This is a genomic window from Succinimonas amylolytica DSM 2873 (genome assembly GCF_000378405.1).
GTDB classification, from domain to species: Bacteria; Pseudomonadota; Gammaproteobacteria; order Enterobacterales; family Succinivibrionaceae; genus Succinimonas; species Succinimonas amylolytica.
This window is the reverse complement of the sequence record NZ_KB899638.1, coordinates 82,296-95,473: the sequence shown is the minus strand read 5'-3', so window position 1 is coordinate 95,473 and position 13,178 is coordinate 82,296. Positions and strand designations below refer to the sequence as shown.

The following is a 13,178-nucleotide window of genomic DNA, read 5'->3' as shown; positions in this document are numbered from 1 at the left end:
AAATTTGTAAAAACGATCACCGGATCAAATATTTCAGAAAAATGTACTTACAGCAGCAAGCTGTAACAGCTGGAATCAGGATCCGTGATGTCAGGCCGTTACCGGTTCAGTGCCATTCCCTTTTCAGAATGGCGTACTGGTAGGTGTTTTCATAATGAGGGGTGCCGTCGGGATTCTTAACGAAGGAAAAGAACTCTATAAAAAAGCCTTCCTGCCGCATACCCAGCTTTTCACAGAGATGCCGGCTCGGCAGATTGTAATCATCGGTGTAGGCATAGATCCTGCGGGCGCCCTTTTCGCGGAACAGGTAGTCAATAAAGGCATGGGCGGCCTCGTAGCCATAGCCCTGTTTCCGGTATTTCCCGTTCAGCATCCAGCACGGGCTGAAGGTATCCAGAGGGGCGTCAGGCGCGGCATGCTCCTCTCCGGCTTCCGGATGCGCGAATATTTCTCCGATGACCTTGCCGCTGTCCTTCAGTGCTATGGCGAAATAGTATTCCGGATCGCCGGATCTCTTCCGGGCCGCTGTACGTGCTTCCTCCGGGGAATGAAGTCTCATGGAGACAAAGCAGTTGACCTGAGGAACTCCCAGGTACTCCAGAAGATACCCCGCATCGCTTTCCTGAAAAGGACGGAGAATCAGTCTTGGTGTTTCGATGGTCATAACAGGAATCCTCATAATTTCAGTGCGGGAGGCGTACCATTCCTACGTGGCATAGCCCCGGGAAAGTCCCGGCGGGGACATCCGGCCGGTATCATAAATTCACCGCGGCAGACCTGGCAATGATTTTGGGGAAAACCGTTGAATCGTGTCAGATTTTGAATTTTCGGGGTAGCCGGAACATCGCCCCGGGAGCTTCTTCTGTCATGTTCCGGATAATCTCCCGGAATACTGATGAGGCGGAACTGATTCCCGGACAGGCAATGCTTCCGGGGCTCCTTCGAACACTCAGGAGTTCCTCTCTAAAGCAGATTTCTGTATGCAATATCTCAATTTCCCGCTCTGGCGGTATCCGGTTTTTGGATCCTGAATATAACATTTGTTAAAGTTATGTATATTCTGACAGCCGGCTTCATTCCTGTCGAAATGCAGTTGCCTGTCTGAGAAAACTGCAGTCATTTGTCTATGGATCCGGAGGATCATTCCATGAATATTAGAAACTATGTAAAAGCCCTGCCGCTGGCAGCCGCTGCCGCCCTTATCATGTCTGCTCCGGCCTCCCGTGCCGAGCTTACAGCAGGCCCCGAGGGTGAAGCAGTGATCTGCACCACGGTGGTAAATGCCATGAATTATGTGTTTACGATGGTACAGGGCAAGCCGGTGGAATGGACCTGCCAGCTGAAATCGCTAAACAGACTGGACGATGCTGCCCTGCAAGGACTATCTGGTTAAGGGAAAGGAGCGTAACCGGAAGTGCATAGCCATCCAGAACAAGGTTTTTAACACTGCCTCCAGACTGGGATATGATTTTCATAAACCTGGTCTCCGCTTCGATGGTATTCAGGAGAAGATTAAAACTATCGCGAAAACACCTCAGGATATGGCAAAGTTCAACGCTGAAACCACCCCGTCAGAGGAATTTGTGAATTCCGAACTGAACAGCATTAAGGAGGCCTATGATACCGTGGTATCCTTCTCCCGCAAGGGGCAGGAAATCGGTACGCGGCCGGTTAAATCCTGCACTATTGTTACTGCAAAGAACATCTATACCTGCAGCGATGTTGATGCTCTCTGCCGCTAGCAGGAACCGCAGTTTATAATTACGGGGCCGGAAATTTTTTCGGCCTTTTCTGTTTGTGCGGCTTAGGATCTTCCGGAGGCCGGATCTTTATGTTTGGCCGTTTCGCGGAATTAGCGGCCGGGGCAGCGTTCAGGGGGGAAAATCATGCTGGGAGCGATTATCGGAGACATCGCAGGATCGCGCTTTGAGTGGCACAACATCAAAACGAAGGATTTCGAGTTCTTTGGTCCGGGGGTTAGGCTCACGGATGACAGCATTATGACACTGGCGGTAGCCCGGGCGCTTCTGGAGAGCCGGAGTGATTTCAGAGACCTTCCGGAACAGGCTGTAAAATGGATGCAGACTCTGGGACGGGAATACCCTGATGCCGGATATGGCGGCCGGTTTTTAAAGTGGCTGTTTTCAGAAAATCCGGCCCCCTACTGCAGTCTGGGCAACGGGGCGGCCATGCGGGTGAGTCCGGCGGGATATGCTGCGGCCAGTCTTGATGAGGCAAAAAATCTGGCCCGGGCTGTTACCGCGGTTACCCATAATCATCCCGAGGGGATCCGGGCAGCCGAGGCGGTGGCAGTGGCAATATATCTTGCCAGAACCGGACAGGGGCTTACGGAGATCCGGGAATATATCACCCGGAATTACTATTCTCTTGATTTTACCCTGGATGAAATCCGTCCGGAATATGGGTTTGATGTGACCTGTCAGGGCAGCGTGCCTCAGGCCTTCATGGCATTTTTTGAGGCGTCCGGCTTTGAGGATGCCGTCCGGAACGCCGTTTCCATCGGCGGGGACAGTGATACCATTGCGGCTATAGCGGGAGGACTTGCTGCAGCCTTTTACGGGATCCCGCCGGCCATCAGAGAACGGGCCCTTTCCTTCCTGGATCCCCGGGAGCGGGAGATTCTGAAGGCTTTTGAGGAACGCTATCCCGGGTAATGTGTGTGGGGTTGGGATGTTCCTGCGTGCGGGGACATGCCGTGGGACAAACCAGAAGGCCTTCCTTCCCCGCAGTAATTTTCACATCTCGGGAGCCACTTCTGTTAGCCAGTTATCCGCACCAGAATCAGCTTTTCATGCTTTTATTCCTGCCCCGGAAGACTCTCCGGGCGGTTCACTTCTTCCGCTGCAATTTTTCAGGATCCTTTGAAAAACGTTTCACAGATTTCATCCGGAGCAGTCATTTTTCGGGGATCCGGCGTCAGAATATTCCCGCCCTGCTTCGTGGTTTTGGTTTTTTACCGTATACTCTCAGGAAACGGGGTCCCGGATTTCAGGACTGAACCATGTCTTCAGAGGGTGCGGATCCCGATGCCGGATTGCTGATTATAGAGAGGTATTCATGGAAGCTGACAAGAATATGTATGACGCCGTGATCATCGGTGGCGGGCCTGCCGGACTTTCGGCCGCCCTTTACGCAGCCAGAGCGAAGTATCGCGTTCTCGTGGTGGAAAAGGCGGAAATCGGCGGGCAGATCACCATTACTTCCGAGGTGGTGAACTATCCCGGGGTGGAACGCGCCTCCGGCCGCTCCCTTACTGCGGTCATGAGAAAACAGGCCCTGAGCTTCGGCGCGGAGTTTCTGGCCGCCGAGGTTACCGGCTTTTCCTGTGACGGAGATATCAAGACGGTACAGACCTCCCGGGGCGATTTCCGGGCTCTGGGCATTATTGTGGCTACCGGAGCCAATCCCCGCAGGATCGGCTTTACGGGCGAGCAGGAATTTCAGGGACGCGGTGTGGCCTACTGTGCCACCTGTGACGGAGAGTTCTTTGCCGGAAAGGAGGTTCTGGTGGTGGGCGGAGGCTTTGCGGCCGTTGAGGAAAGCATGTTTCTCACCAGATATGCCAGCCATATCACGATTCTGGTGCGGAAGGACTCCTTCTCCTGTGCCAAAACCGTATCTGACCATCTGAAAGACTTCAGCAATATCACTGTGCTTTTTAACACCGAGCTTCAGGAGGTTTCCGGTTCGGGGCTGGTGGAAAAGGCGGTTCTTAAGAACAATGTTACCGGAGAAACCCGGGAGTTCCGGGCCAGGGACGGCGGAAATTTCGGAGTGTTTGTCTTTGCCGGCTATGTTCCGGCCACAGGCTGGCTGCCTCCGGAGATCGCAAGAGACGAGGCCGGCTATGTTATCACGGATGAAAACCGCAAAACCAGCGTTGACGGGGTTTATGCCGCCGGGGATCTCTGTGTCAAGAACCTCCGCCAGGTGGTAACGGCGGTGGCTGACGGCGCCATTGCTGCCACGTCGCTTGAAAAGTCGGCGCAGGAGCTGCATCAGAAATACGATCTGCCGGATCTTACGGTGTTTAACGAGAATGCTCCCAGGCCGGCAGAAGCTGCCAGAGACGAAGCTCCTTCCGGAAGCGCCTCCCGGGAAGACAGTGAAAGCGGCACCGCCGGAACGCCGGGCGGGCTTCTCACCCCGGAAATCAGGGCGCAGCTTAAGGGCGTGTTCGGCAAACTTACCTCCAGGGTGACGGTACGGCTCTGGCCGGACGGAAGCTCTCTTTCGGAGGCGATGAAAGCTTTTCTGGAGGAACTCCGGGGGCTTTCCGACAGCGTGGTTCCCGAAATTGCTGCCGGTCCTGCCCCGGAAGGACTTCTTCTCCCCTCCTTCGAGATTGCAGGAGAGCACAGCCAGAACTCCAATATTCATTTCCACGGGGTTCCCGGCGGGCATGAGCTTAATTCCTTTGTGATTGCGATCTACAACACCGGAAGTGCCGGGCAGGCTCTGGATCCGGCGGTAAAAGCAGACATAGCGGCCGTGGATCATCCGGTAACCATCAGAGTGATGGTGTCCCTGTCCTGCACCATGTGTCCGGAAACGGTGATGTCGGCCCAGAGGGCAGCTTCCCTGAATCCCCTGATCCGCGCTGAAATGATAGATCTGGCTCATTTCCCCGCGCTTAAGGAACGCTACAGCGTGATGAGTGTCCCCTGCACCGTGATTTCCGGAAAGGATGGTGAAATCAGGCCGGTGTTCGGGAAGAAGAATCTTGCCGAAATCGCGGCGCTTCTGAAGACCGTCTGACCGGGAACAGGTACCCCGAATTCCGGTTCCGGCCGGGATTTCTTCTGAGAGTCCCTGTTATCAGGCCCCCGTACATTCCGGGGGCTTTTTTATGCGGCTCCCCGGGAACTGAACCGGCGCGAACAGAGCTCTCTTCCTCGTGTAGTTTTTCAGGAAGGCTGCTGTCTTATGGCTGAATTTCCGCCGGGGTTATTGAAACAGGCTGTTTGTATTGATTTTTGAACAAATAGAGTGTAAAAGAAATAACTGGAAGGAACATTGCCGCTAAAAGCCGTGTCCCGGCTTTGCGGATTATGGATCGGAACCAGCAGAAAATGCTTCTTGGGGTGTTTTTCCGGTGTTCCGGGTCAGGCCGCCGGTAATGTCCGTATCTGTATCAGAGTGACACGAGGAATAGCATGAAGCTTACCAGACTCTCCGGAGCATTGCTTGCCGCCGGATTTTTATTTTTGTCGTCCAATGTTCTTGCAGCCCCGACCAACCCTGTCGGCAAGGTTAACGGTGCTACAGTTCTTATTAAGAACGGCTTCACGGATGAAGTGGCTAAATCTGTCCAGGGACCGGCAGCAAAAGTTGCTGCCAGTGATATGATTCTGGACCTCAAGGAAATCTCCGATGAAGATCTGGTTAAGATCGTCAAGGCTTTTCCGTCAGTAAAGAATTTTTACGTGGAAAGCAAGCTTCTGACAGACATTTCTCCTCTTAAGAATCTGACCGTTTCCAACGGCATTAAGATTTATGCCGAACACGTTAAGGATATGACGCCGCTTCTTAAATTCACCGGAATCAAGCAGCTCTATATCACCTCCAAGGCTATGGAAAACCTTAAGTGGATGACGCCGCTGACCAATCTCACCACCGCCGTCATCACCGGTTCCGACAAAATCAAGTCCATTGAAGGCATTCCTGCGGCTCCGAAGCTGAGCAATGTGTCTCTTAAAGTGATGGATATTGCCGACCTGACCCCGGTTTCCGCACTCCCCCTGACCAAGCTGGATCTTACCGGCTCCCAGGTTAAGGACCTGTCCCCTCTGGCAGCCAATACCAAGCTTAACGAGCTCAGCCTCTACGGTGTCACTGTGGCCGACTTTACTCCGCTCAGCAAGGTTCCGGCTCTGAAGCGTCTCACGGTGTATGCTTCAAAGGGAGCCAATTACGACTCTCTGGGAACACTGGCCCAGGTTGAGAAAATCGATACCGGCATGACTGCCATGACCAGTCTGGACTGGGTAAAAACAGCCGCAAAGCTTAAGTACCTGGGGGTGTTTGCGGAGGCTGTCAAGGACTATTCCCCGATTAAGGGCTCCTCAGTGGAAGCTCTGAAGATCTGGAGCATGAGAGCCCCTGTGGATTTCGCGCAGCTCAAGGATGCCACCAATCTTAAGCAGCTTATTGTTCATGGCTGCGATCAGAAGAATGCGTTCTTCAATACGGATGCCATCGGATCCCTGACCGAGCTGAATTCTCTGGAGGTTAAGCTCTGGAAGCATTGCGACTATGTGATAGACGCTTCATTCGGCAAGGGGCTTAAAAAGCTGAACGAGCTTGCCATCGACGGCATTAACAATCTGGTGAATACCGAAGACCTGAAGAATCTCTCCAGTGTCAAAAAGGTTATGCTGAAGGATATCAATCCTGGAAAGACTGTCGATCTGGGCTTCCTGGCCGGAATGACTGATCTGACCAATATGGAAATTACCGGCGTAAAGGTCAGCAATTTTGATGCTATTGCCGCCTGCTCCAAGCTGCAGACTCTGGATATTTCCAAGGCTGAGGGCATTACCTCTCTCGGAGCTCTTAAGGGGATTCCGGGGCTTAGGGTACTGTCTGTGAAAAAGGGAGTCTTCTCTGATGACGAGCTTAAGGGCTTTGCCAGCCCCAGCCTTAAAATCAATCAGAAGTAAGGTGTAAGCGCTTCCGGTGTAAGGGCTGCCCTTTCCTCTCCAGTAATGTCCTCCGGCCATGTCCCGGAATGGCAGAAGAGGAGCCGGAAACAAATGCAAAAGGTACGGTCAGGAACCGTGCCTTTTTGTATTTTAGGGGGCTGGTATTCTCTTCTTTCCCATCTCCGGGAAAAACCGGGGCTTCTCCTACGGCAGGGAATCCAGGCACATCATCAGGGTAAAGCCGATTCCGAAAACGAGAGTGGTTACATTGGTATGACTGCCCTCGGACATTTCGGGAATGAGCTCCTCCACCACCACATAGATCATGGCTCCGGCCGCGAAGCTTAGCATATAGGGAAGAACCGGCACCGCCAGTCCGGCCAGAAGAACGGTTGCTATAGCTCCCAGGGGTTCCGCAGCTCCGGAAAGAGTTCCTGACAGAAACGCCCGGTGCCGGCTGTGCCCGCAGCTTCTCAGAGGAAGCGCCACTACTGCGCCCTCCGGAATATTCTGAATGGCTATCCCCAGTGCCAGTGAAAATGCTCCGGCGGAGGTCATAGTGGCGCTGCCGGAGAGGAGTCCGGCCAGCACCGCCCCTACCGCCATGCCCTCGGGAATGTTGTGGAGCGTGATAGCCAGCACCATCATGGCATTCTTGTCCAGCTTTGATTTCGGGCCCTCGGGAACCTCGCTGTGCATGTGGAGATGCGGTATCAGGCTGTCCAGAAGGAGCAGGAACAGCATTCCGGCCCAGAATCCGGCAACAGGGGGGAGAAATGCGAGACTGCCGTAATCCTGATCCCGGGCGGATTCAAAAGCGGGAATAAGGAGACTCCAGACGGAGGCGGCGGTCATTACTCCGGCGGCGAAGGCCAGAAGGCTCTTTTCGAGAAGGGACGGCATATCCCGTTTCATAAGATAGACCAGAGCTGAACCGATAACGGTTCCGAGGAATGGAACAGCAAGGCATATCAGGATCTGATTCATGGTGTACTCCGGCATTATGGGATATCAGGTATCAGTACGGAAATCCCAGTGATTATAGTACCTGCGAGCATTATTTACGGCGGAAACGGCTCAAGATGGGAATTATTATCGCCGCCCTCTTTACGGTAAAAAGATGGTGACACTGGGAGGGATAAGTATTCCTCTCTTCTGGAACTCCGGAGGTGTTCAGAGAAAGGTTCTGGGATGTGAACAGAACAAGGGGAGTAAGTGACAGGAAAACAGCAGGGAAATTCTCTCCTCCCTGCTGTTTAAGATAATAACAGCCATGTGGGAGCTAAGGCCTATTTGAGGCCCCACTTTCGGTAGGTTTCCTGACTTAAATTCTTAAGGTAGTCAATCACCACCACACAGTCCTGGCGTACATGTCTGAGCACAGTAATCATCTCGGCCCGGGGTATGGACACGCAGCCACCGGTATAGGGACGCTGTTCTCCGAGGCAGTGCAGAAAAATTGCCGACCCGAGTCCCGGAGTGCCCTCTTCGTTATAGCTGATGTTAAGGGCATACTGATACGGGTAGGTATAGTCCACGAGATGCTCGCTGGCATCCTTGTCCAGATCGGGATAATCCTTAATGCTTACCATTTTGTTGTACTGCCGGTTCTTTCTGGCATCACCGGACCAGTAGTCATTTTTATTAACCTTCTTATAGGGGAAAGCCTGGCAGCCCGGGTTATCGGCGATCCCGAAGGCATAATTAAAGTGGAAGATCCCCACCGGGGTTTTTCCGTCGCCCTCCCGCTGTTTGCCGAGACCGTTTTTTCCGATATACCCCGGGGTGCTCATGATCTGCCGCCAGCTTCCGTCTGTGGTTTTTTCATGCATGGATACATAGGCGGTGGTCTGCCCCACTCCGGCCACTACAAAAAGCTGGGAGGCCTGCATTCTGTTGCCCAGTTCGGATATCCATATCGGAGAGGAGGCGTAGCGGGCTTCTTCCTCCGCTTCCGTGGTACTGGTGCCGCTCACGGCAGGAGTGGCTCCTGACAGCAGAAGAAAAAAGGAAAAGCCTGTCATAAGGCTTTTAAACAATGGATTGAATTTCATAATAATCCTTCCTTAACAAAATAATCCCGGTTTTTGTCCTGTGGCCGGAGCGTATGAGTCCGGGGGCAAATCTGAAAGACTGATTACCGGAGGATCCGGTTCGTGCTCCCGCCGGGGGAGCTAGTGTTCCGGAACTTGCCACAGTTAAGATCACTGTGGCCGGCTTTACCTGATTCAAGCATAGCAGATCATGCAGCAGAAAAGCTGTGCTATCCTGCATGATTGGGATCTAGCCCCTGGAAATGATGGTGCATATCGGGGAGATATCGTATCAGTACTGGAATAGTCCATTGTCATGGGGGAATTCAATAAACCCAGAAAATTGTTATCGTTCTCTGGGGGAGATTTCGTATTCAAATGTTTCTGAGGCTCACGGATACTGCAATTTTGTGAGGGAGATGCTCTATTTGGAAGAATCCTATTGAAGAACAGTATCACAGCCGGATAATTCGTCGAGACAGTGATTCTGGAAAGATTATGATAGACAATCAGGAATCTAAGAAACGTCCATCAAGATTTGCCCCAACCAGTTTCTAAAGCTGACTGAGCAATAATCATATAGGGGTCTACATTAAGTCTTTTACCCGCTGCTGTAGCACATAAGGTAGCATAGTGTCAATAAACTCTTTCTTGCCCTTGTATTTAATGGGCTGAGCTAAAGGTCTTTCTATTGTTTCCATAGGAGGTACTTGCTCCTGTTGAAGTTGTTGCATTTGAGGTAATCTAAAAGGAACCTGTACTGGGGTATACACATTTGGCATAGGCATCTGTAACATTTGAGATGGTTGAGGCATAAATGAAGAAAATTCACTTACAGGTAAGGGCTGATACCCTTGTATAGCCCTGTTAACTAACTGTCTTTCTAAACCAGTAGAACCAGAAAGTTCTGTATCATAGGAGTCTTTAATCATATTAAAAATCCCGACGATTGTTATATTTAAACTTAGGTGTTTCTATCTTATTAACATCTTGATTATCATCAGGAGATGGCAATAAATATTTACCATTAGCCTGATCTAAAAGGGCTTCTTCAAGTATCTTATACACAGATTCTCTGTCATCCACTGACATATTACCGTTACCAGAAAGGTTTTTTATTAATTGAGCTTGATTAGCAAATTTCGGGTAATTTTTTCCCCTTTCCATAATATAATTAACAGTATCTAAGTACTGTTGCATAGCCTTTAAAGCTTGCTCTTTTGAACCATCAGACTTAAATAATTCTCCTCCAGATCCATCACCAAATAAGTGTTTATATCCTAACTCATTCCACCCATCATCAGCATACGTCCGATATAATGATCTACCTATACCATAATTACTTGCTTTAGCCGGATCTACACCCATAAACTGATCCCAAGCTAAATTGTAATTAGGTATATCTACCCCATCTGCTCTATGCGAGGACATTAGATTAATTTTATATTTATTAAGTAATGCAGGATTACTACGGATATCCTCAATAGTTATATCAGGGTGTAGGCCCTGCTCTTGAAGGTAAGCATTATATTCTGTAGCTATATCTTCTAAAGGTAGCATACCCCCACTTTGCAGGTTTCTGACTTTCATACTATCTGTTGCAGCATCACCAGCTAACCCTAAAGCAGCTAAAGCAATAGCAGTTGCTCCTGTAGTAGCAGCTCTAACTTTTTTTGGGTTATTTCGCATTGTTTCACCTGCTTTACCCGGCAGTTTTCCTAAACCTTTAGCCATACCGTCAGGATAAGATAAAGGATTAAGACCACTCCATCCATTAACCCAAGTAAATGGCGTTTTTATATCTAATGCCATCTTAAATCCCTCAATAAAATCTTCTATAAACTCATTCATATAAGCCTCCTATATAACTATAGAAAGCTTACCATTAATACCCTGTTAAAGCTGGGATGTAGCTCTTGCTTGCTTAAGCCAACCAAATCTTTCTTGGTTTCTTGCTCATTTATTGAAAATTTTATCGAAGGTGTTTGTCATCATTTCTTAATGATTAAATGGTTATGTTTGTAATGAGATAAATCGTATGATTACATGAGTGTATTGTAAAAAACGGTTTTTGCCGAAAATTAACGATATGTTTTTTGGGTGAAGTGTAGTATTATGATTTTGTGTATTGGTAATATTAAAAAGTAATTTGAGTGTTGGTTATCAGGATAGATATAAACTGAGTTGTAGATTTATAATATAAATAATATATTTGTTTTTTTTGTTCTGTGTGTATTATCAATAATATTCAATTATTTTGCTATTGTGGTACTTAGGAAAAATTTAAACCAATAAAACATTTTGAAAATCATTAAAGCAAAGTTCTTTATAATGTACATTGTGTGGATAAATAGGTTATGTTTAATATAGTATTGGTAACAGTTATATCGCTCCGCTCAAATTGATGTATAGTTTTTGCATATGTTGTTAAATAACGTCTTTTTGAGCTATTATATTGTTATTATTTTATTTAAAGAGATGCTGTCATCCATAATGATAATTGTATACTGAGCGGAGCGACTTAAAAGTAATATAATGAACTTGCTGTATCGATCTTTATATAATACAAAATTCATTTTTAGTTATTAAATATCAAAGGAAATAGCCAGATTAGACCAAAAATAATAAGATATATACCTCCGATTAGAGTAGTTATTCCGCAACACGCTCCCAGTGTTTTAGCAAAATTAAGTTGTATTCTGCTATTTATCCAATTTGCATATACAAGTCCTAGAGTAAACAGAATACCACTTGCTACGAACATTATCATTCCGTTCCAATTAAAGGCTGTTCTAAATACCTGAAAAGGTATTAAGCCAAGAAAGGTAAATACGCAAGAGATCATTAATATGTAAAAAGTGGTCATGGATAGCACCTCCATGTTTATATAATAAAGTGCGAAATAAGATGATATTAATGCGATGATAGCTATAAAAGTAGAATGATACGTTTACACAAAATTATTGTTCTACTCTCGATGTCTGTAAATACCTTACCTACCTGAGATAAACCCTTAATAATTCCATCAGGTTTCATAGCTTCATTACGCATTCTTAAAGCTACTAACTGACCTGCTATATCAGTATTAGGTAAGGGTGTATTAAAAGATTGTTCAAATATTCCTGGCATATTAATTAGTTCCCTTTTTTTCTTCTTCTTCTTCTTCTTCTGAGAGAAGATTAGCTGTAATTGCATCAAACTCTTCAACAGGTAAAACATATTGGGTAGCTGGTGCTGCATTAGAACCAGTAGAAGTAGGGGTAGCAAGTTTCATTTTATCTACTAAACCAAACATAGTTTTAGAAACATTCTCTATATCCTGTTTATCTAAGCGTTCTCTAGCTTGACCCATTGCTTTATAAAAAGCATCTCTATGTTTAGGAGATACTGTATTTCCTGCAACAAAATCATCCACTAAATTTGAGTAGAAAGGGCTAGCATTTTTCTTTATTTCGTCCATTATACGAAGAGTTTCATATAATTTTTTAGCGTCCCCTACAGCTTTAGGGTAGCCTGAATATCTGCTAGAAGGAAGTACATCAGTAAGTTGCATTTTACCTTCTTGATTCCATCCCCAGTCTAATGTAGGTTTAGGGGCTATTAAGTTTTCTACACCTTTTCGATAGTTAATATAGTTTGCTGCGTTTGGTGTAACTGTTTGTACGAAATCCCAGAAAGCACCTTTATCACCTTTACCATTTTCACCATCGGTAATATAAGGGTGCCAGAAAGGAATACCAGAATACTTATCTGCTATCTCCGGAGTAATATCTTTATAGGAACCTCCGTGAGTATCTAATGCCTGTTTATACTTAACCATTTGATCAATATCAATACCAGCAGTATTGTCATAATCAGATGTGTTATACCAGTTAGGAATAACTGTACTTGCTAAACCTAACCCTACAGCACTCCAAAAAGGATATTCTAAAGCTTTTTTTGTAACAGGTGATGAAGTGTTTTGTACCCCTGTTTTTATGCCATAACTTATAGCATTTCCGGGATGTGCTATAATATCCTTAACGCCTTCTGGTTTACGGGGAATAAATTTACTTCCAAACCTATTCACTTTACCTGCTGGAGGTACATTTGTACCTTCTAATTTACCTCTTCTAAACAAATTCAAACCCATACAAATCACCCAGGGTATGGCCGTTTTATCCCTGACATACCACATGAAAGAAAGTACTAGACCGTTGTAAGTTCATGGTCCGGTACATAAATTTTCGCTCTTGAAACCTATAAGGCCTTAGAGCCTGCCCATGCATTTGAGATGTGGCCTGGTGGTGAAAGGAGAAACTTGGAGGCCATCCACGGTAACGAAATTTGAAAAGTGATACGATCAAAGACGGAGGTGGACTTGCCTGTAAACCCTGTTCTTTTTTTGGCATTTATAAATGCTGATACAAAACTGGGGTTAATGAGTAGACGCATACATACTTAGAGGCACTACACTCTGTAAAATAAAATGCTGCGGATA

At 47.4% G+C, this 13,178-nt stretch carries 12 protein-coding genes; 5 read left to right on the top strand and 7 right to left on the bottom strand.

Translation table 11 applies throughout. The features are described from left to right. Positions 1-106 precede the first annotated feature (106 nt). On the bottom strand, positions 107-664 hold the full coding sequence (locus tag F557_RS0113230) for a GNAT family N-acetyltransferase (protein WP_019002703.1): 558 nt from the start codon (positions 662-664) through the stop codon (positions 107-109). 483 nt (positions 665-1,147) lie between these two features. Here F557_RS0113230 and F557_RS0113220 point away from each other — a divergent pair, with 483 nt between their 5' ends. From F557_RS0113220 to F557_RS0113195, 5 genes are all read left to right on the top strand, one after another. Beyond that, positions 1,148-1,393 (top strand): hypothetical protein, encoded by a 246-nt coding sequence (locus F557_RS0113220; RefSeq protein ID WP_157617891.1) that lies wholly within the window; start codon positions 1,148-1,150, stop codon positions 1,391-1,393. Beyond that, a complete protein-coding gene (locus tag F557_RS0113215) occupies positions 1,365-1,742 on the top strand; it encodes a hypothetical protein (RefSeq protein ID WP_019002700.1) in 378 nt (125 codons plus the stop codon). Before F557_RS0113220 ends, F557_RS0113215 begins: the two co-directional genes overlap by 29 nt. 144 nt (positions 1,743-1,886) lie before the next feature. Further along, positions 1,887-2,675 (top strand): ADP-ribosylglycohydrolase family protein, encoded by a 789-nt coding sequence (locus tag F557_RS0113210; RefSeq protein WP_019002699.1) that lies wholly within the window; start codon positions 1,887-1,889, stop codon positions 2,673-2,675. Positions 2,676-3,078: 403 nt separating this feature from the next. Continuing rightward, positions 3,079-4,779 (top strand): FAD-dependent oxidoreductase, encoded by a 1,701-nt coding sequence (locus F557_RS0113200; protein ID WP_019002697.1) that lies wholly within the window; start codon positions 3,079-3,081, stop codon positions 4,777-4,779. Between the two features lie 398 nt (positions 4,780-5,177). Continuing rightward, the gene (locus F557_RS0113195) at positions 5,178-6,683 is read left to right on the top strand and encodes a leucine-rich repeat domain-containing protein (protein WP_019002696.1); all 1,506 of its coding nucleotides are present in this window, start codon (positions 5,178-5,180) and stop codon (positions 6,681-6,683) included. 186 nt (positions 6,684-6,869) lie between these two features. Here the strand turns inward: F557_RS0113195 and F557_RS0113190 are convergent, their stop codons facing one another. From F557_RS0113190 to F557_RS0113155, 6 genes are all read right to left on the bottom strand, one after another. Next, on the bottom strand, positions 6,870-7,652 hold the full coding sequence (locus tag F557_RS0113190; RefSeq protein ID WP_019002695.1) for a ZIP family metal transporter: 783 nt from the start codon (positions 7,650-7,652) through the stop codon (positions 6,870-6,872). A gap of 302 nt (positions 7,653-7,954) precedes the next feature. Continuing rightward, positions 7,955-8,719: a L,D-transpeptidase family protein gene (locus F557_RS0113185; protein ID WP_019002694.1), complete on the bottom strand. Its 765-nt coding sequence runs from the start codon at positions 8,717-8,719 to the stop codon at positions 7,955-7,957. Between the two features lie 566 nt (positions 8,720-9,285). Beyond that, a complete protein-coding gene (locus F557_RS0113175) occupies positions 9,286-9,630 on the bottom strand; it encodes a hypothetical protein (RefSeq protein WP_019002692.1) in 345 nt (114 codons plus the stop codon). Between the two features lies 1 nt (position 9,631). Next, positions 9,632-10,549 carry a hypothetical protein gene (locus F557_RS0113170; protein ID WP_019002691.1) on the bottom strand — a complete coding sequence of 306 codons (918 nt, stop codon included), beginning with the start codon at positions 10,547-10,549 and terminating at the stop codon, positions 9,632-9,634. Between the two features lie 1,077 nt (positions 10,550-11,626). Further along, a complete protein-coding gene (locus F557_RS0113160; RefSeq protein ID WP_019002689.1) occupies positions 11,627-11,827 on the bottom strand; it encodes a hypothetical protein in 201 nt (66 codons plus the stop codon). A 1-nt stretch (position 11,828) separates the two neighbouring features. Further along, positions 11,829-12,830: a hypothetical protein gene (locus F557_RS0113155; RefSeq protein ID WP_019002688.1), complete on the bottom strand. Its 1,002-nt coding sequence runs from the start codon at positions 12,828-12,830 to the stop codon at positions 11,829-11,831. Between the last annotated feature and the right edge of the window lie 348 nt (positions 12,831-13,178).